Annotated in this window: 10 protein-coding genes, 22 tRNA genes and 1 rRNA gene; 31 read left to right on the forward strand and 2 right to left on the reverse strand. The window is 38.3% G+C overall.

Translation table 11 applies throughout. From position 1 onward, the window contains the following. Nucleotides 1-58: 58 nt before the first annotated feature. The 26 genes from rrf (at nucleotide 59) to DN394_RS12975 (ending at nucleotide 5351) form a co-directional block, all read left to right on the forward strand. Nucleotides 59-174, forward strand: a 5S ribosomal RNA gene (rrf, locus tag DN394_RS12850). Nucleotides 175-178: 4 nt separating this feature from the next. Next, a tRNA-Val gene (locus tag DN394_RS12855) sits at nucleotides 179-254 on the forward strand. A gap of 4 nt (nucleotides 255-258) precedes the next feature. Beyond that, nucleotides 259-334, forward strand: a tRNA-Thr gene (locus DN394_RS12860). Nucleotides 335-344: 10 nt separating this feature from the next. Beyond that, nucleotides 345-420: transfer RNA gene (locus DN394_RS12865), tRNA-His, on the forward strand. A gap of 21 nt (nucleotides 421-441) precedes the next feature. Beyond that, nucleotides 442-522, forward strand: a tRNA-Leu gene (locus DN394_RS12870). A gap of 29 nt (nucleotides 523-551) precedes the next feature. Continuing rightward, nucleotides 552-626, forward strand: a tRNA-Gly gene (locus DN394_RS12875). A 16-nt stretch (nucleotides 627-642) separates the two neighbouring features. Continuing rightward, nucleotides 643-731 (forward strand) — tRNA-Leu (locus DN394_RS12880). A gap of 3 nt (nucleotides 732-734) precedes the next feature. Then, nucleotides 735-808, forward strand: a tRNA-Arg gene (locus tag DN394_RS12885). Between the two features lie 10 nt (nucleotides 809-818). Beyond that, nucleotides 819-892, forward strand: a tRNA-Pro gene (locus DN394_RS12890). 14 nt (nucleotides 893-906) lie between these two features. After that, nucleotides 907-979 (forward strand) — tRNA-Ala (locus tag DN394_RS12895). A gap of 20 nt (nucleotides 980-999) precedes the next feature. Then, nucleotides 1000-1076: transfer RNA gene (locus tag DN394_RS12900), tRNA-Met, on the forward strand. 4 nt (nucleotides 1077-1080) lie between these two features. Further along, nucleotides 1081-1157: transfer RNA gene (locus DN394_RS12905), tRNA-Ile, on the forward strand. 17 nt (nucleotides 1158-1174) lie between these two features. Further along, nucleotides 1175-1267 (forward strand) — tRNA-Ser (locus tag DN394_RS12910). Nucleotides 1268-1295: 28 nt separating this feature from the next. Beyond that, nucleotides 1296-1372, forward strand: a tRNA-Met gene (locus tag DN394_RS12915). A 3-nt stretch (nucleotides 1373-1375) separates the two neighbouring features. After that, a tRNA-Asp gene (locus tag DN394_RS12920) sits at nucleotides 1376-1451 on the forward strand. A 14-nt stretch (nucleotides 1452-1465) separates the two neighbouring features. Next, a tRNA-Phe gene (locus tag DN394_RS12925) sits at nucleotides 1466-1541 on the forward strand. Nucleotides 1542-1555: 14 nt separating this feature from the next. Further along, nucleotides 1556-1631 (forward strand) — tRNA-Thr (locus tag DN394_RS12930). Between the two features lie 10 nt (nucleotides 1632-1641). Next, nucleotides 1642-1717 (forward strand) — tRNA-Lys (locus tag DN394_RS12935). Between the two features lie 13 nt (nucleotides 1718-1730). Continuing rightward, nucleotides 1731-1801 (forward strand) — tRNA-Gly (locus DN394_RS12940). Nucleotides 1802-1811: 10 nt separating this feature from the next. Then, nucleotides 1812-1888, forward strand: a tRNA-Ile gene (locus DN394_RS12945). Between the two features lie 7 nt (nucleotides 1889-1895). Continuing rightward, nucleotides 1896-1970, forward strand: a tRNA-Asn gene (locus tag DN394_RS12950). A 6-nt stretch (nucleotides 1971-1976) separates the two neighbouring features. Further along, nucleotides 1977-2067, forward strand: a tRNA-Ser gene (locus DN394_RS12955). 5 nt (nucleotides 2068-2072) lie between these two features. Further along, nucleotides 2073-2144 (forward strand) — tRNA-Glu (locus DN394_RS12960). A gap of 215 nt (nucleotides 2145-2359) precedes the next feature. Continuing rightward, on the forward strand, nucleotides 2360-2890 hold the full coding sequence (locus tag DN394_RS12965; protein ID WP_149293852.1) for a sigma-70 family RNA polymerase sigma factor: 531 nt from the start codon (nucleotides 2360-2362) through the stop codon (nucleotides 2888-2890). Then, nucleotides 2883-3911, forward strand: coding sequence for a DUF4179 domain-containing protein (locus DN394_RS12970; RefSeq protein WP_149293853.1), 1029 nt, complete (start codon nucleotides 2883-2885; stop codon nucleotides 3909-3911). The genes DN394_RS12965 and DN394_RS12970 overlap by 8 nt, the downstream gene beginning before the upstream one ends. A 495-nt stretch (nucleotides 3912-4406) precedes the next feature. Next, on the forward strand, nucleotides 4407-5351 hold the full coding sequence (locus DN394_RS12975) for an L-lactate dehydrogenase (protein WP_000715348.1): 945 nt from the start codon (nucleotides 4407-4409) through the stop codon (nucleotides 5349-5351). A gap of 174 nt (nucleotides 5352-5525) precedes the next feature. Here DN394_RS12975 and DN394_RS12980 read toward each other — a convergent pair whose 3' ends face one another. Beyond that, the gene (locus DN394_RS12980; RefSeq protein ID WP_149293854.1) at nucleotides 5526-9749 is read right to left on the reverse strand and encodes a S8 family serine peptidase; all 4224 of its coding nucleotides are present in this window, start codon (nucleotides 9747-9749) and stop codon (nucleotides 5526-5528) included. A gap of 32 nt (nucleotides 9750-9781) precedes the next feature. Continuing rightward, nucleotides 9782-10387, reverse strand: a complete 606-nt coding sequence (locus DN394_RS12985; protein ID WP_149293855.1) for a CalY family protein — start codon at nucleotides 10385-10387, stop codon at nucleotides 9782-9784. A gap of 470 nt (nucleotides 10388-10857) precedes the next feature. Here DN394_RS12985 and glgB point away from each other — a divergent pair, with 470 nt between their 5' ends. The 5 genes from glgB to glgP all read left to right on the forward strand — a co-directional run bounded on the left by glgB (nucleotide 10858) and on the right by glgP (nucleotide 18897). Then, nucleotides 10858-12795 (forward strand): 1,4-alpha-glucan branching protein GlgB, encoded by a 1938-nt coding sequence (gene glgB / locus DN394_RS12990; protein ID WP_097917766.1) that lies wholly within the window; start codon nucleotides 10858-10860, stop codon nucleotides 12793-12795. Beyond that, on the forward strand, nucleotides 12743-13873 hold the full coding sequence (gene glgC / locus DN394_RS12995; RefSeq protein WP_000057613.1) for a glucose-1-phosphate adenylyltransferase: 1131 nt from the start codon (nucleotides 12743-12745) through the stop codon (nucleotides 13871-13873). The genes glgB and glgC overlap by 53 nt, the downstream gene beginning before the upstream one ends. A gap of 18 nt (nucleotides 13874-13891) precedes the next feature. Further along, nucleotides 13892-14926 (forward strand): glucose-1-phosphate adenylyltransferase subunit GlgD, encoded by a 1035-nt coding sequence (gene glgD, locus DN394_RS13000; protein WP_000504142.1) that lies wholly within the window; start codon nucleotides 13892-13894, stop codon nucleotides 14924-14926. Nucleotides 14927-15039: 113 nt separating this feature from the next. Beyond that, the gene (gene glgA, locus DN394_RS13005) at nucleotides 15040-16470 is read left to right on the forward strand and encodes a glycogen synthase GlgA (RefSeq protein WP_002203738.1); all 1431 of its coding nucleotides are present in this window, start codon (nucleotides 15040-15042) and stop codon (nucleotides 16468-16470) included. Between the two features lie 18 nt (nucleotides 16471-16488). Further along, nucleotides 16489-18897 (forward strand): glycogen phosphorylase, encoded by a 2409-nt coding sequence (gene glgP, locus DN394_RS13010; protein ID WP_149293856.1) that lies wholly within the window; start codon nucleotides 16489-16491, stop codon nucleotides 18895-18897. Nucleotides 18898-18935: the final 38 nt, after the last annotated feature.

Here is an 18935-nt window from a genome sequence, read left to right on the forward strand (position 1 = left end):
TCGAGTTAACCATAAATATGAAATAAGTTACAATGATTCTTGTCTTAAATGAATACAGTCTGGTAATGATGGCAGAGAGGTCACACCCGTTCCCATACCGAACACGGAAGTTAAGCTCTCTAGCGCCGATGGTAGTTGGGACCTTGTCCCTGTGAGAGTAGGACGTTGCCAGGCAAATGGAGGATTAGCTCAGCTGGGAGAGCACCTGCCTTACAAGCAGGGGGTCGGCGGTTCGATCCCGTCATCCTCCACCATTTAGCCGACTTAGCTCAATTGGTAGAGCAACTGACTTGTAATCAGTAGGTTGGGGGTTCAAGTCCTCTAGTCGGCACCAGAAAATCATGGCGGTTGTGGCGAAGTGGTTAACGCACCGGATTGTGGCTCCGGCATTCGTGGGTTCGATTCCCATCAGTCGCCCCATTTTTCTTTAAAAATCAATATGCGGGTGTGGCGGAACTGGCAGACGCACTAGACTTAGGATCTAGCGCCTTTGGCGTGGGGGTTCGACTCCCTTCACCCGCACTTTTAATAAAATAACTCATACATGTCTTGCGGAAGTAGTTCAGTGGTAGAATACAACCTTGCCAAGGTTGGGGTCGCGGGTTCGAATCCCGTCTTCCGCTCCAATTTTCAATATGACATGCCGGGGTGGCGGAACAGGCAGACGCACAGGACTTAAAATCCTGCGGTGGGTGACCACCGTGCGGGTTCGACCCCCGCCCTCGGCACCATATGCGCCCGTAGCTCAATTGGATAGAGCGTTTGACTACGGATCAAGAGGTTAGGGGTTCGACTCCTCTCGGGCGCGCTTTTATTAACGGGAAGTGGCTCAGCTTGGTAGAGCACCTGGTTTGGGACCAGGGGGTCGCAGGTTCAAATCCTGTCTTCCCGATTTTCCAAAAACACGGGGCCTTAGCTCAGCTGGGAGAGCGCCTGCCTTGCACGCAGGAGGTCAGCGGTTCGATCCCGCTAGGCTCCACTTATTTAAATTTCATTTATGGCGGTGTAGCTCAGCTGGCTAGAGCGTACGGTTCATACCCGTGAGGTCGGGGGTTCGATCCCCTCCGCCGCTACCATAAAGGACCTTTAGCTCAGCTGGTTAGAGCAGACGGCTCATAACCGTCCGGTCGTAGGTTCGAGTCCTACAAGGTCCACCACTAAAGCTTTATATCTCGGAGGTATACCCAAGTTCGGCTGAAGGGATCGGTCTTGAAAACCGACAGGCGGCGAGAGTCGCGCGGGGGTTCGAATCCCTCTACCTCCTCCATTTTTTTCTAAATTAAATATTTTATCATCGCGGGGTGGAGCAGCACGGTAGCTCGTCGGGCTCATAACCCGAAGGTCGCAGGTTCAAATCCTGTCCCCGCAACCAAATGGTCCCGTGGTGTAGTGGTTAACATGCCTGCCTGTCACGCAGGAGATCGCCGGTTCGACCCCGGTCGGGACCGCCATTTTTTTACATAAAGGCTCGGTAGCTCAGTCGGTAGAGCAGAGGACTGAAAATCCTCGTGTCGGCGGTTCGATTCCGTCCCGAGCCACCATTTTGAAGTCGCAAGCCGACTTAGCTCAACTGGTAGAGCAACTGACTTGTAATCAGTAGGTTGGGGGTTCAAGTCCTCTAGTCGGCACCACTTTCAAAATGAGCCATTAGCTCAGTTGGTAGAGCATCTGACTTTTAATCAGAGGGTCGAAGGTTCGAATCCTTCATGGCTCACCATTTACAATTTAATGCGGGTGTAGTTTAGTGGTAAAACAAGAGCCTTCCAAGCTCTGGTCGAGAGTTCGATTCTCTTCACCCGCTTTTCAATTATGGGCCTATAGCTCAGCTGGTTAGAGCGCACGCCTGATAAGCGTGAGGTCGATGGTTCGAGTCCATTTAGGCCCACCATAATTATTCCGCAGTAGCTCAGTGGTAGAGCTATCGGCTGTTAACCGATCGGTCGTAGGTTCGAGTCCTACCTGCGGAGCCATATTATAGAGAAGTACCCAAGTGGCTCAAGGGGCTCCCCTGCTAAGGGAGTAGATCGCGAACGCGGTGCGAGGGTTCGAATCCCTTCTTCTCTGCCAGAATTGGCCCGTTGGTCAAGTGGTTAAGACACCGCCCTTTCACGGCGGTAACACGGGTTCGAATCCCGTACGGGTCATACTAAAAGAGATAGCATAATCTGCTATCTCTTTTTTGTTGTGTAAAAGTGGACTTTGAGTAGTCTGCTTTTTTTTATGGATTTCTGGTGTCTTTTCTTTAATGCTGGATATTAATCATTGTAATAAGTTGTAGGAGATTTATATATATGCACTTATTTTTGCAACCTTTTTATTCTCTCATTCGACTATATTAGTAAAGGGAGGAAGAAATAAAATGGACATAGCCTATCTAGTAAAACAAGCAACAAAAGGAAATGATCAAGCATTTGAACAACTTATCACTTTTGTTCGCCCGAAATTATATCGAACAGCCTATTCTTATGTAAGAAATGAACAAGATGCACTGGATATATACCAAGAAACAATTTATGAAGCATATCTTTCATTGAGAAAATTAAAAAAGCCGGAGAAATTTCAAAGTTGGATTACCAAAATTCTTGTTTTTAAATCCATTGATTTTATAAGAAAAGCCTCTAGACAATTTGTTGCGAATGATGAAATATTTTCTAATTTATGTACAGAAGAGAGCATGAATAAATTAGAACAATCATTAGATTTAACCGAAGCATTTAATTTCTTAGATCCTACTTACAAAACAATTATTTTATTAAGGTATTATCACGATTTATCTATTAAGGAAATTGCTGAGGTTCTTAATTCTCCAGAAGGAACGGTAAAGTCTCAATTACATCGAGCAAAGCAAGCCTTACACCCCATTTTAAAGGAGGGATATAGTTATGAATAAAGAAGAATTTAATCACCATATCAATGATATTCCTATTCCAGAAGACCGGTTAATTCAAAGAGAAAAAACAGCCATGCTTCAAGCTAAGAAAAATCAATACCGTAGAAAAAAAACAATCAAGTATTCTAGTCTTGTTGCTTGTGGAATATGTGTTTCTCTCTTAGGTTTTGGATTCATTTCTCCTACTATGGCAAAGACATTATCGAGTGTTCCAGTTATAGGCTCCATTTATGCACAATTTAATGATATTGCTTCTGATAAAATTGAAAAGGATGAGCTTGCTACATCCATTGAAAGACAAGATAACCATAGTGGCTTAACGATGAATGTGAAAGAAGCTGTTTACGATGGCGGACGTTTAGTGATTACGGTGGAATACAAAGGAGAAAATACTATTTCCAATAGCAATGAAGAGAAAGCTGGATTTAGTTATGTAACCATTAATGGGAAAGAAGTTAGGGCTGCGATTGGTTCTACTTCACAGAAGTCAAAAGGACGAAACACCATTATCGAGCAGCATGAATTCACTCTGGCTAATTACGGTGAATTTGGTGATAAAATTGATGTTTCCGTCCATGGGAAAGATTTATTTGGACAAACAGGAACATGGAACGTAGCATTTCCTCTTACAAAAGTTGAAGGTGAGATTCGTAAATTTACTCCTAATATAAAAACATTAACGAAAGATAATCTCTATGCATTAACAGTAGATCAAGTTGCCTTTTCTTCACTTTCAACGAGGATTGATTTGACCTTCGATTATCCAAAAGAAATGGAAGCTAATGATAGTTGGCCAGCACTTGATTATACTGTCACTGATGATAAAGGAAAAGTCTACGAAGGAGTCAGCTTGCAAGTTGGTAGCACGGGACTATATGGACACCATATTGTTTTAGCTCTTCCACCAATGGATAATCCTCCAAAATTCTTAACAATTAAACCTGCTTATCTTAGTGGTCAAAATGATACTTTAAAAAATGGAGGTGCTGAAGATTTAAAAACGACTGTGTTGCTACAATAATTGAAGAGCCTTGCTAGGTTTCCATGTCTATTGACTGTTAATAAGTAATGGTATGTTAATTTGACGTATATGGAAAAACATCGCTATCCAGCTAAGATAAATTTGTATCTATATAATCAAAAAACGCTATTCTTTTTGTAGAAATATACAGAAAGGATGGCGTTTTTTAGGCTATTATCATTTTCGAGTTTTGTCGGTGAATCGATCTATTGCAAAAATCGCCGATATAATTGCACTTACCGACAAAAACGTAAGAAAAACCCTTTCACAATCTAAAGAAAACGCCTCCATTGAAATGGATTCCACACCTATTCCATCAACTTTACACTCTATGTGAAAAAGTTCACAAATAGGTCATAATTTGTGAAGTAATTCACAATGATACGTGCTACAATATGAATGTAAAGAAGTTAAACAACATTAAATTAGTATTTTAATTAATTACTTAAACAATCATAAAAAAATATATGTGAACAATAGAGAGGGGAAATTAACATGAAAAAAGGTATCAATCGTGTAGTATTAGTAGGAACAGGAGCTGTAGGTTGTAGTTACGCTTACTCAATGATCAACCAAGGTGTAGCTGAAGAATTCGTATTAGTAGATGTTAATGAAGCAAAAGCAGAAGGGGAAGCAATGGACTTAAGCCATGCGGTACCATTCTCTCCATCACCAACAAAAGTTTGGAGCGGTAGCTATGCAGATTGTAAAGATGCAGATTTAGTTGTTATCACTGCTGGATTACCACAAAAGCCAGGTGAAACTCGTTTAGACTTAGTTGAGAAAAATACAAAGATCTTTAAACAAATCGTTCGCGGCATTATGGATAGCGGATTCGATGGAATCTTCTTAATCGCAACAAACCCAGTTGACATTTTAACTTACGTAACTTGGAAAGAATCTGGATTACCAAAAGAGCGCGTAATCGGTTCTGGTACTACTTTAGACTCTGCTCGTTTCCGTTACATGTTAGGTGACTACTTAGATGTAGATCCACGTAACGTTCATGCTTACATCGTTGGTGAGCACGGTGACACTGAACTTCCAGTATGGAGCCATGCTACTGTAGGTGTACAAAAACTAGAAACAATCTTAGCTAACAACGAGCAGTACAATCAAGAGGACTTAGATAAAATCTTCGAAAATGTACGCGATGCAGCTTATCATATCATCGAACGTAAAGGTGCAACTTACTACGGAATCGGTATGTCACTACTTCGTGTAACTAAAGCAATCTTAAGCAACGAGAACAGCGTATTAACTGTATCGGCATACCTTGAAGGTCAATATGGTGAGAAAGATGCTTTCGTAGGTGTTCCAGCTGTTATTAACCGCGAAGGTGTACGTGAAATCGTAGAACTTGAGCTAAATGAAGAAGAAAAAGCGAAATTCGCTCATTCTGTAAAAGTATTAAAAGAAACAATGGCACCAGTACTATAATAATTGCTAAATAATTCAGAGGCGGGAAACTGCTTCCTACCTCTGAGTTTTTATATAACTTAATATAAATTCCTTTTCCGGTTTCCCTTGTATATCCCCAATATACCCCTTTTGCTGGATAAGGGTCGTTTATAGAAAAGAGCACTCTACTTTTATGTAGAGTGCTCTTTATTACTATTTTTTAGGCGTTAATCCTAATTTCTTTAAAATATCTGCAAGTGTACCGCTTTTTGATTTTTCAACAGGCGTTTGTGATTTAGATGCATCTGGACCTTTTTTCAAGAAGTTCTTTTCAACGAAACGAATATCTTTTTCGTCGACAATGCCATCTTTATTGAGGTCGCCGTCTTTCACTGATAGTCCTTTTTTACCATAGTTGCTAGCGATAATTTCAGCATCTTTTATATCAATTACTTTATCTCCATTTACATCACCGGCAAGATTTTCATCAGGTCGTGCATAATAATATTGACCAAGCAGCTTACCATCTTTTTCAGTACCTAGTTTTGTAGTTAGTCGGCTTGTTAAATGTCCTGGAACCTCCACGTATAGGTTATAATCACGTTTATTAACAGGAAGTCCATTCAATTTGAAGTAACCGTATTTATCAAGTGAGCCTTCAAACTTATGACGATAAGAATCTGTTGCATATACTTTTACGCCAAGCTTTGTATAATCGAATTTTCCATCTAAATAGCCACGTTCATTTAAGAATGCACCAGGTTTAATATTGCCTTCTACGAGTGAGTTTAAAGACATAACTGAGAATGTTTGATCTTGAAGTACACGCATTCTGTTTGGCTCTGATTGACCTTGCTTCCAGTAAGCGAACACTGGTAAATCTAATTGAGCATTTGCTTCATAAAACTCATCATTCTCTACTTTGAAAGTTACATCAATGAACGGGAAATCACCATCTAATCCGGCGAAGTTTTTATCATCGATAGCCCCGCCTACTGTAACAGAACCTTCTTCTAATTTAGGTTCATTCACTTTTGCCGTTACACCTTTTTCAGAAAGGAGCTTTTCAAAAGCAGGATTCAATTTTGCATTTGCAAATTTGAAGTTTTTCTCTAGGAACTTCACGTTAAATTCTCCGGCAACAAATTGTTTTACGTGCTTCGCGTTTAATGTCAGAGTGAATTCATCATTTTTATATAATTCTTTTTTATCATAGCTAGCTTTCGCATATTGAGCACCTTGCGGGATAAACCAATAGTTATTTACACCGCTCGGGTAGTCAGGGCCTGCAGTTGCATAATCGAAAATATATACGCCTGTGTTCATTGGTCCTTCCACTTTAAAGGATTCAGGAGTAATGCCAACTTTAAAGTCACCATTTGCATTAATAGGTAAAAACTTATGCAAGTATGGAGAGTAATCATAGTACATAACACCGTTCGCTTCTTGCGTAATGTTTAATCCTTTTCCTCTTAAGTAGTCAACGTTAGAATCATATACATTTCCTTTAATCCATAGTGCTTTTTTACCGTCTTCTACTGTGTAGTTTTCTTCATTTAATTCATAAATACCAGGCTGTAATCCAGTTAATTTCACTTCTGGTGGTGTATTATCAATTACGACGTAATCGCCTTTCACACGTGCCTTCCCGGCTTTATCATAGCCAACAAATTCAATTGTGTAATCTCCTTCAGGTAAGTCGATTTTCTCATCACCAATTGGTTTTGCAGGATCATTTGTAAAAGGATACACTCTGCCGTTAAAGAATGAATCTAAGTAGTAATACACATCCGTTTTTAGTCCACTCGTGTTTAATGTTCCGATGAAGCCGAGCGCTTTATTTGTTTTTGAGTCTTTCACGATAAGATCTAACGTTTCAAGTTCGCTGTTTAATTGGAACGCCCCGTGAACATATGATTCACGGTATGGATTGAATGTAGATGTATCAGTTGAGATTGTTTTTCTTGATAATAGTGCATTTTCAATACCAGGCTCTGACACACGAATAGAGAATGGTATTTGATACGTTTCTTCTTTATTTTTTGTATTTGTAATATGAATATATCCTTCATATCGGCCTTGCTTTGCACCAGCTGGAATATTAATTTTTGCTTCAATTTCATCTGATTTACCAGCATCAATCGTAATTGTTTCAGAAGTAGAAATTTTTACACCGTTTGCGGTAGCGTCGTTAATAGCAGAAGAAGCTGGTGTATAAGAAATTTCTGTTTTAAATTCTTTCTTCTCTTGTTTATTGCGGTTTTCAATTTTAATTTTTCGTTTTTGTTCAATTGATTCCCCGTCTTTTTGATAGTATTTACCGAATGCAATGGATCCAGTTTCTTCTGGTACTTCAATCACTTCATCATTGACAATTGTTTTTGTCGTATCTAACACTTTAAAACTTGTTTCCGTGTGAACAGAGTTATAAGCATCTACTCGTCCAGCTCCAACTTCATATACGGAATACTTTTCTTTTAAATCATCAGCTGTGTTCATAAGAGATGCCTTTACATCGAATGGAGAGTATTCTGGGTGTTCTTGCAAAATAAGAGCAGCAACGCCAGCGATATGAGGAGATGCCATGGATGTTCCTTGCATACGTTCATAGGAAACATCGTAGTTTTCACCTTCTTGCGGGTCGTTAATATATTCAGGTACTGTTGAAAGTACCGCAACACCAGGCGCTGTAATATCAGGTTTAATATCATCATTTGATGTAACAGGGCCGCGTGAGCTAAAGTCTGCAAGATGATCGCCTTCTGTTTGAATGTAATTGATTTCATCGAAAGTTAAGGATGTTTTGCCTTGTTCAATTTGAGCTTTTAGTTTTTCGCCATCTTCTTTCGTTAGGCGGAATGCTGGAATGTATTTTGTACTTTCGCCAATGTAGTAAGGGATTTCTCCATCCACATTGTTATAAATAATAACTGCTTTTGCACCAGCTTGTTTCGCATTTGCGATTTTTTCATCAAACGAGATTGTACCACGTGTAACGAGAGCGATTTTTCCTTTTACATCCTTTTTACTAAACTCGTCAGGAGTACCGATTCCTACAGATTCAATAGGGAGGGATTGTCCTTTGAAATCCTCTATTTTATCAGTGAAGTTTTTGCCAAATAAAATTAGGTTAGGGAATTGTAATTGCCCAGCATGACCAGATAGTTTCGGTAATGAAATAGAGCTATCACTTGCTCCAACTGTAATAGCAAATGGAGAAGCACCAGGTGATCCGAGTGTCGCTGGATTTGGACCAGAGTTCCCAGCAGCAACGACTGTAACAACGCCCGAAAGCATTGCGTTATTAACAGCGATAGACGTTGGGTCAAGCGGATTGTTGCTATCGTCACCTAACGATAAGTTAATGACGTTCATACCGTCAGAAATAGATTTATCGATTGCAGCAATAATACCAGAACTATCGCCGCTTCCATAAGGACCGAGTACACGATAGTTATACAGTTCAATGTCAGGTGCAACACCTTTTACTGCGGAATCTGATTTGTTTTTCTTTTGGGCAGAAACGATACCTGCTACGTGAGTACCATGCGCAGTATAGAAGGAAGAACCACGATCATCAAATTCAGGAGCGCCAGATTGTTGCCACTCTGTATAAGTTGTTTCCATCGGATCTGCATCGTTATTAATAAAGTCCCAACCTTTTACGGAGTTTGGGTCTACCTTACTAGAATCTTCACCCGGTTTTGCGCGATAGCCTTTATACACGTCTTTTAAGTCAGGGTGATTGTAATCAATACCTGTATCTAATACACCAACTTTAATTCCTTTTCCAGTAATGGCCTCGCTATGTAACTTATCTACCCCAATTTGCGGAATGCTATCTGTTAGTTTTTGAGGTGCTTTTTGCTCCGCTTGTTTTGGTAAATTTAATTTCACTTCGTAATCTTTCCAAATACGTTTTACAACGCCAATTCGTAACAATTCTTCCACTGTATTTGCAGGTAATGTCAGCGCAACACCATTTATAGCATGCTTATAAGAACGTTTAATTTGTATAGACTGGAAATTCCCTGATTTTACTGATGGGCTAAATTGATAAAGACGTTTGAGTCCTTTTTGGAATTCCTCATGTTCTTGATCAATACGTGCCTTTATATTTTCAGGAGCAGCTTGTAACCCTTTTTCTTTTTGTTTTAATTCATTAATCTTTACTGGAGCAGTTTGAAATTCTACAATGATATTTACTGGTTCAGAACTACTCGTATTAATATCGGGCGAAATAGTAAAACCAGGATTGGCATCTAACGTTTGTAATGCCTGGCGCTGTTCTTTAGAAAGTTTTGATAGTAAAGACTGGGCGTTTGAAGAGTCAATTTGGTTAATAGGGTTTTCAGCAAGTACATTGAACGGAAGGGCAGTTGAAAATAGAACACCAGCCGTTACAATTCCGGTAACAAAACGATTTTTCTTTTTCATGTATAGGCCTCCGATAATTTATATTTTAAAAATTATTTCTCCACGCCTGGTGTTTGCTCTGCATGGAATGTCCAGTTTAGTTGTAAGGAATCACCCTGGAATTTATTTTGATCTTGGTCGTTATCTTCAAAGGAGAAGAGAACGTGTAAATAATCTGTGTCACCAGACTTAATACCATCTATTAAGTTATGACGTTCTAGAGAAGTAGCTACATCCTCCGGTTTCATAGTTTTTAATTCTGATAGTTTTGTTTCCCACAAAATTTCATGATCATCGTTTGGATTAGATGGCTTTCCATCATTCACTAAAAATTTGACGGTGATGTGATCACCTAAATCTTCACCATCATTATTTTGCTTTGCATCTGTTACCTCATAGGATGTTTCAAGTGCTACTTTTGCAATATCTAATGTTCCTTTGTTTTCAAGCTTGAAATTTCTTTCAATCAAATCACCTGGTTTTAAATCTTTCACATTAACAATTACGCTTGGGTTAATAGAAAGATCTAGTGTACCAGCTTGAAATGAGTTACTAGATGTTTCAGAATCACTGAAATAGGCGAATACACCGCCAAATGTAAGGGATAAGCCAAGTGAAGCTGTGACAACTCCCATTCCAACTTTTTGTTTTAATGACATAAGAAAGCCCCCTAATTTAATTTTTTATCGAACTTTCGCCTGGAGCATGGATAGAGTAAACATAGTGTTTCAGTATGAATTATATTTGCGACAGTTCAACGTTCTTTATTGAGAACAAGTATATGCTTATGAATTTTCCATTTCAATAAAATTGTGACAAAAAATGTTGAGAAACATTTTTTTATGACAGATTATTTTGTTACGATTTTAAGTGATAAATAGCGGGTAAAATAGGATAACTCTAATGAAATAAAGGTTGAGAAATAAATAATAGGATGAAAGACTAGTAGGTAATAAAGCGTTTACAATGAATATTCGTCAAAATTCGATATTTTACACAGTAAATTTGAATATTTTAAGCGAAATTAAAGAAAAAAACGAATGTTTTTTTAAAAATAACAAGGATATTTCAGTTTTTCGCAGAATTGGTAAAGTATAAAAAATTCTGTCATCTTAGTGAGGTGAACATATTGGATGTAATAAATTGTGAAGAAGTGAAACGAGATGAGTTTCATACAGAAAAGTACTATGACAGTTATAACATCTTTGGGGCACATATTGTGACGGAAGATGGGATGCGAGGTGTACGATTCACAGTATGGGCTCCTCATGCGAAAGCAATGAGTGTTGTTGGAGATTTTAATGAATGGGATTATGAGCAACATAAGATGCTACAAGTGACAGAAGAGGGGATTTGGTCCTTGTTTGTACCGCATATTGAAGAGAATGAGATATATAAGTATGCGATTGAAACGATGGATGGTGACGTTATTTTAAAAGCAGATCCTTACGCAGTATATGCAGAAGTAAGACCAAATACGGCATCTGTAGTTTTTGATATAGAGGGATATGAATGGAATGATAAAAACTGGATTCGTAAGAGAAAGAAAAAATCGATTTATAAAGAAGCGATGACAGTTTATGAATTACATTTCGGTTCTTGGAAAAAGAAAGAAGATGGCGCTCTGTATTCTTATAGAGAAATGGCCGAGGAGCTCATTCCGTATGTGGTGGAACATCAATTTACACATATTGAAATTATGCCGCTTGTTGAGCATCCATATGATCGTTCTTGGGGATATCAAGGGACGGGATATTATGCAGCGACAAGTAGATTTGGCACGCCACATGATTTGATGTATTTTGTCGATGAATGTCATAAATATGGAATCGGTGTCATTTTAGATTGGGTGCCGGGGCATTTTTGTAAAGATGCTCACGGTTTATATTTGTTTGATGGGACACCGACTTATGAATATAAAGATATAGATGTACAAGAGAACCTAGTATGGGGAACTGTTAATTTTGATTTAGGGAAGAGGGAAGTACGTAATTTCTTAATTTCAAATGCGTTATTTTGGATGAAGTATTTCCACATTGACGGTTTCAGGGTGGATGCAGTTGCGAATATGCTGTACTGGAATAAAGAAGGACAAGAACAAAGTAATGAGCACGCTGTTTCATTTTTACGAGAGTTAAATGAAGCGGTGTTTGCAGAAGATGAAGATTTTCTTATGACAGCAGAAGATTCAACAGCTTGGCCACTTGTAACAGCTCCAACGTATGAAGGTGGGCTTGGGTTCAATTACAAATGGAATATGGGCTGGATGAATGATGTGCTGAAATATATGGAGTGTGCGCCTGAGTATAGGAAGTATATTCATGAGAAAATGACGTTCTCTTTAATATATGCTTACTCTGAAAATTTCATATTACCGCTTTCTCATGATGAAGTCGTTCATGGGAAAAAGTCGTTATTAAATAAAATGCCAGGAGATTACTGGGATAAGTTTGCTCAACTTCGTTTATTATATGGATATTTCTTTACTCACCCAGGTAAGAAATTGCTCTTTATGGGTGGAGAATTCGGGCAGTTTGATGAGTGGAAAGACCTTGAAGATTTAGATTGGAATTTACATGATTTTGAAATGCATCGTTATATGCATGATTACTTTAAAGAGCTCATAGCATTGTATAAGCGCTCCAAACCACTTTGGCAGCTTGACCATTCACCTGAAGGATTTCAGTGGATAGATGCTAATAATCATGAGCAAAGTATTTTCTCGTTTATCCGCCAAGGGGATAAACAAGAAGATGCGTTAGTTGTCGTATGTAATTTTACGAAAGCTACATATGAAAACTATAAAGTAGGTTTGCCAGATTTTGAGTATTATAACGAGGTTTTAAACAGTGATGCTGAGCAATATGGCGGATCGGGGCAAGTGAATAGGAAACGTCTCAAGACGATTCAAGAACCGTATCATAATCAAGCGGCACATGTAGAAATTACAATTCCACCATTTGGCGTATCCATATTACGACCAGTGAAGACGAGAAAGGGGAGCAAAAAACAAGATGGCTCAAAAGCAAAAGTGCGTAGCAATGTTACTAGCAGGGGGAAAAGGTAGTCGATTAAGTGCATTAACAAAAAATTTAGCCAAGCCAGCTGTTCCATTTGGTGGTAAATATCGCATTATTGACTTTACGCTAAGTAACTGTGCGAATTCTGGTATTGAAACGGTTGGGATTTTGACGCAATATCAACCACTCGAACTTCATAATTATATCGGAATCGGCAATGCTTGGGATTTAGACCGAGTAAGCGGTGGAGTCACAGTGTTACCTCCTTATGCGGAGTCTTCAGGTGTGAAGTGGTACACAGGTACAGCAAGTGCCATTTATCAAAACTTAAACTATTTAAGTCAATATGAACCAGAGTATGTTCTGATTTTATCAGGCGATCATATTTATAAAATGGATTACAGTAAAATGCTAGATTACCATATTGAGAAAGAAGCGGACGTTTCGATTTCTGTTATTGAAGTGCCGTGGGATGAAGCGAGTCGCTTCGGTATTATGAATACGAACGAAGAGATGGAGATTGTTGAATTTGAAGAGAAACCGCAATTTCCAAGAAGTAATCTTGCATCAATGGGAATTTATATTTTTAACTGGGCAATTTTGAAAGAGTATTTAGAGATGGATGCAAGGAATCCTGAATCTAGTAATGATTTCGGAAAAGATGTACTTCCGCTTTTGTTAGATGAAGGGAAAAAGCTGATGGCGTATCCGTTTGAAGGATATTGGAAAGATGTTGGAACGGTGAAAAGCTTATGGGAAGCGAATATGGATTTACTTCGCGATGAAACATCGCTGAATTTAAACGATCGTAATTGGCGTATTTATTCTGTGAATCCAAATGAGCCACCTCAATATATTGCAGAAAAGGCAAAAGTAGAAGAATCACTTATTAACGAAGGATGTGTCATTGAAGGGGACGTGAAGCATTCTGTATTATTCCAAGGGGTGACGGTGGAAGAAGGTAGTATGGTTATTGATTCTGTCGTTATGCCAGGAGCGAAGATTGGTAAAAATGTTGTGATTGAAAGAGCGATTGTTGGATCGGAAATGGTTATTGAAGATGGAACAATTATTCGTCCAGAAAAAAATGTCGACGATGTTGTACTCATTGCTGAAGGGAAATAGAAAAGGGGGATGAAATGAATGGGAGAAAAAATGTTAGGAATTATTAATGCAACGGGAAGTTTTCCTTCCTTAAAGAAAGTAACAGGGCATCGTTCATTAGCGGCGTTACCATTTGGGGGCCGTTATCGACTCATTGATTTCATGCTTTCAAATATGGTGAATTCTAATATTCATAGTGTAGCGGTTTTTACAAGTCATAAAAACCGTTCACTAATGGACCATGTTGGTTCAGGAAAACAGTGGGATTTAGATAGAAAAAGAGACGGACTGTTTTTATTCCCGCCAAATTGCCAATGTGACCAAGATGAATTTGGGTCTTTTGCACATTTTAGAAGACATATTGATTATTTTTTAAGAGCTAGAGAAGAATACGTTGTTATTACGAATAGCCATCTCGTAACAGCATTAAATTTTCAAGCGGTGTTAGAGCGACATATACATACGGCAGCTGATATTACTGAAGTTTGCCATGAAGGGGTTTCGCTTCAAACATACGTGTTAAAGAAACAATTATTGTTAGATTTATTTGAGACATATAAAGATGTGGAGCAATACAGTTTATTTGATGTAGTGAGAGAAAAGCGCGGAAAATCACTACATATTGCTACGTATGAGCATACAGGATATGTAGCTATTATTGATTCGATTGAAAGTTACTATAAACATAGCTTAGAAATTTTGCAGCCTGCTATTTGGAAGCAATTATTTAAGAAAGAAGCACCGATCTTTACGAAAGTAAAAGATGAACCACCAACTCGTTACCTGAAGGGTGCAGCCGTGAAAAATACAATGATTGCAAACGGCAGTATTATTGAAGGAGAAGTAGAAAATAGTGTTATCTCCCGTTCTGTTAAAATTGGAAAAGGTTCAATTGTTCGTAATAGCATTATTATGCAAAAGAGCAAAATTGGAGATAACTGTATAATAGACGGTGTTATTATTGATAAAGACGTGAAAATTGGTGACGGTGTAGTACTAAAAGGAAACGCCGATGAGCCATATGTTGTAGAAAAAGGAAGCATTCAAAACAGTACGATTAATAGTTATTCTTAAAAGAATCAGTGGGGGCTTTTCCTCCACTGATTAAAGCATTCATTCAAATGAAAACTCGAAGGGAGGAAGCTGCAAGGGAAGTCGTATAAGCTTTTCGTGCAGTGGGACAACAAGTGAATATTTTATTTGCAGTATCAGAATGTGTACCATTTGTTAAATCGGGAGGATTAGCTGATGTAGCAGGTGCGCTCCCAAAAGAGCTGAAAAAATTAGGTGTGGACGTTCGCATTATACTTCCAAATTATAGTCTTATTCCGCAAAAATTAAGGGATGGATGTACGTTACATAAAGTAATTAACGTCCCGCTTGGGTGGAGAAATCAATATTGCGGAATTTTAAAAGGTGAGCAAGACGGGATTACGTATTACTTAATAGATAATGAATATTATTTTAAGAGAGATTCTCTATATGGTCATTATGATGACGGAGAGCGTTTTTCTTATTTTTCGAAAGCAGTTTTAGAGTGTATTCCGCATCTTGATTTCGAAGTGGATGTTCTTCATAGCCACGATTGGCATACAGCTATGGTGAATTTCTTACTACGTGAAAAGTATCAAGATAATCCATTATATGAGCATATTAAAACGGTGTATACGATTCATAACTTGCAGTTCCAAGGTGTATTTCCTCCTGAAGTGATGTACGACTTGTTAGAACTTGGTGACGAATATTTTCATAGTGAGCAGCTAGAGTTTTATGGAAATGTGAACTTTATGAAGGGCGGAATTATCGCTTCTGATCAAATTACAGCGGTTAGCCCGACATACAAAGAGGAAATTCAATATGAGTTTTTCGGTGAGAAGTTAGATGGGTTGTTACGAAAAAATAATGGTAAGCTTAGCGGCATCGTAAATGGAATTGATACGAGCGTATATAATCCAGAAACAGATTCGTATATTACTGCTCAGTATGATGCAGAGTCATTAGAGGAAAAGAATGAAAATAAACGCGCTTTGCAGCGTTATTTTGGTTTGCCAGAAAAAGAAGATACACCAATTATTTCGATGGTAACGAGATTAACGAAGCAAAAAGGTCTTGATTTAGTACGTACTGTATTCCGCGAAATAATGGAGGAAGATGTGCAATGTATTATTTTAGGATCAGGTGATTCTGAATATGAACAATTCTTTGAGTGGATGGCATACGAGTATCCTGAGAAGGTAAAAGTGTATATCGGATTTAATGAAGAACTAGCTCACCAAGTGTATGCGGGAAGTGATTTATTCTTAATGCCATCACTATTTGAACCGTGTGGACTTGGACAACTTATCGCATTAGCGTACGGTACAATTCCGATTGTAAGAGAGACAGGCGGATTAAATGATACAGTACAATCTTATGACGAAGAAACTGGAGAAGGAAATGGTTTCAGTTTCACGAACTTTAATGCACATGACATGTTGCACACGGTTCTTCGTGCAATTGAATTTTATCATGATAAACCGGTATGGGAGCAGCTTGTAAAACAAGCGATGACTGAAGATTATAGCTGGGAGAAATCAGCTCTTGCTTATAAGAAATTGTATAAAAGTCTCATGGAATAACATGTAGGTGGTGAAGAAATGTTTACTCATGTTGAAAGCTTCAAATCAGCTTTTCTAGAAAAGTTAGAGACGATGTATGGGAAAAGTTTCAAAGATTCTACAACTCGTGACCAATACAATACGCTTGGGTACATGGTGCGTGAGTATATGAATAGTCAATGGATCGCAACGAACGAAAGTTATCGATCTGGAGAGCAAAAGCAAATGTATTACTTATCCATTGAGTTTTTACTTGGGCGTTTGCTTGGGAGTAACATATTAAATTTAGGCATCAGGGATGTATGTGAGCAAGGACTTTCTGAGCTTGGGATTTCTTTGCAACAGTTAGAAGAGGTGGAAGCAGATGCAGGTCTTGGAAATGGTGGACTTGGACGATTAGCAGCCTGTTTCCTTGATTCACTTGCATCTTTAAACTTACCAGGTCATGGCTGTGGAATTCGTTACAAACACGGCTTATTTGATCAAAAAATTGTTGATGGTTATCAAGTTGAATTTCCAGAACAGTGGCTTCTTCATGAAAACGTATGGGAAGTAAGAAGGCATGATCAAGCTGTAGAAGTAAGTTATTTCGGCAATGTTGAACCGCTATACATTGATGGGCGTTTAGAGTTCAGGCATACGAATGCAGAAGTGATTATGGCAGTACCATATGACGTTCCAGTAGTAGGTTACGAGACGAGTACTGTAAATACACTCAGACTTTGGAATGCTGAACCAGTTCCTTTCCCGCAAAATTGCAAAGATATTTTGAAATATAAGCGTGAAACAGAGGCGGTATCGGAGTTTTTATATCCAGATGATACGCATGATGAGGGGAAAATACTTCGTTTGAAGCAACAATATTTCCTCGTATCAGCAAGCTTGCAAAATATCGTTCGTATGCATAGAGAAAGATATGGTGACCTTCGTCAATTACATGAGAAAATTGCGATTCATATTAATGATACACATCCAGTTTTGGCGATTCCAGAACTAATGCGTATTTTATTAGATGAAGAAAAACTAGCATGGGAAGAAGCTTGGCATATAACATCGCAAACGATTTCTTATACGAATCATACGACGTTATCAGAAGCGCTTGAGAAGTGGCCAATTCACATTTTTAAACCGTTATTACCGAGAATTTATATGATTATTGAAGAGATTAATGAACGTTTCTGTCATGAACTTTGGGAACGTTATCCATATGAATGGCATCGTATTGAAGAGATGGCGATTATTGCGCATGATCTTGTGAAAATGGCTCATTTAGCAATTGTCGGTAGCCATAGTGTAAATGGTGTAGCAAAAATTCATACGGAAATTTTAAAGCAACGTGAAATGCGATTGTTTTATGAGTTTTATCCAGATAAGTTTAATAATAAAACGAATGGAATTGCTCATAGACGTTGGTTAATGAAGGCGAATCCGCAGCTGACAAACCTTATTTCAGAGGCGATTGGAACAGAGTGGAAGAAAGAACCGATTAAGCTTCAAGCGCTGCAAACAGTTCAATACGATGCGAGTTTCCAAGAGAAATTTGCAGAGGTAAAACAAGAGCGTAAAGAGATTTTAGCGGAGCGTATTTATAATAAAATGGGGATTACAATTGATCCTAATTCTATTTTTGATGTGCAAGTAAAAAGACTACATGCTTACAAACGACAACTATTAAACGTTCTTCATATTTTATATTTGTATAACCGTTTGAAAGAGGATGCTAGTTTTACATTTTATCCGCGTACGTTTATCTTTGGAGCGAAAGCATCACCTGGCTATTACTATGCGAAAAAAATTATTAAATTAATCAATGAACTCGCAAGGAAAGTGAATAATGATCCGTACGTAAGCCAATATATGAAAGTTATCTTTCTAGAAAACTATCGAGTGTCTGTAGCGGAAGATATATTCCCAGCTGCGGATGTGAGTGAGCAAATTTCAACTGCGAGTAAAGAAGCGTCAGGAACAGGGAATATGAAATTTATGATGAATGGTGCGATTACACTCGGAACGTTAGACGGAGCTAATGTTGAAATAAAAGACCGGGTCGGTGATGATAACTGTTTCATTTTTGGCTTAACAGCGGAAGAGGTTCTTCATTACTATCAAAATGGTGGATATCGTGCAAGTGATTATTATCACCACAATATGCATATTAAAAAAGTAGTAGATCAGTTAACGAATGGTTTCTTTGCACATTCGGGAGCTGAATTTGAAGCGATTTATGATTCTCTCGTAATTCAAAATGATGAATACTTCGTTCTGCGAGATTTTGGTCCATATGCGGAAAGACAAGAAGCTGTCGGTAGAGCGTATGAAAACCGAACGAAGTGGCTAGAAATGTCGATTTTAAATATTGCACAGTCTGGTCATTTTGCGAGTGATCGAACGATTTTACAGTATAGTAATGAGATTTGGAGTATTGGTAATGCCGTTACACAGTATTAAGTGAAAGTCCCTTTTGAAGGGACTTTTATTCATGGAGA

This window comes from Bacillus sp. BB081 (assembly GCF_008368895.1).
GTDB classification, from domain to species: Bacteria; Bacillota; Bacilli; order Bacillales; family Bacillaceae_G; genus Bacillus_A; species Bacillus_A wiedmannii.

Excerpts from the sequence above, each read along its gene's own strand:
- DN394_RS12985 (WP_149293855.1), bottom strand. The coding sequence starts at position 10,387 with ATGTCATTAAAACAAAAAGTTGGAATGGGAGTTGTCACAGCTTCACTT.
- DN394_RS12980 (WP_149293854.1), bottom strand. The coding sequence starts at position 9,749 with ATGAAAAAGAAAAATCGTTTTGTTACCGGAATTGTAACGGCTGGTGTT.
- glgP (WP_149293856.1), top strand. The coding sequence starts at position 16,489 with ATGTTTACTCATGTTGAAAGCTTCAAATCAGCTTTTCTAGAAAAGTTA.
- glgD (WP_000504142.1), top strand. The coding sequence starts at position 13,892 with ATGGGAGAAAAAATGTTAGGAATTATTAATGCAACGGGAAGTTTTCCT.
- DN394_RS12970 (WP_149293853.1), top strand. The coding sequence starts at position 2,883 with ATGAATAAAGAAGAATTTAATCACCATATCAATGATATTCCTATTCCA.
- glgC (WP_000057613.1), top strand. The coding sequence starts at position 12,743 with ATGGCTCAAAAGCAAAAGTGCGTAGCAATGTTACTAGCAGGGGGAAAA.
- DN394_RS12965 (WP_149293852.1), top strand. The coding sequence starts at position 2,360 with ATGGACATAGCCTATCTAGTAAAACAAGCAACAAAAGGAAATGATCAA.
- DN394_RS12975 (WP_000715348.1), top strand. The coding sequence starts at position 4,407 with ATGAAAAAAGGTATCAATCGTGTAGTATTAGTAGGAACAGGAGCTGTA.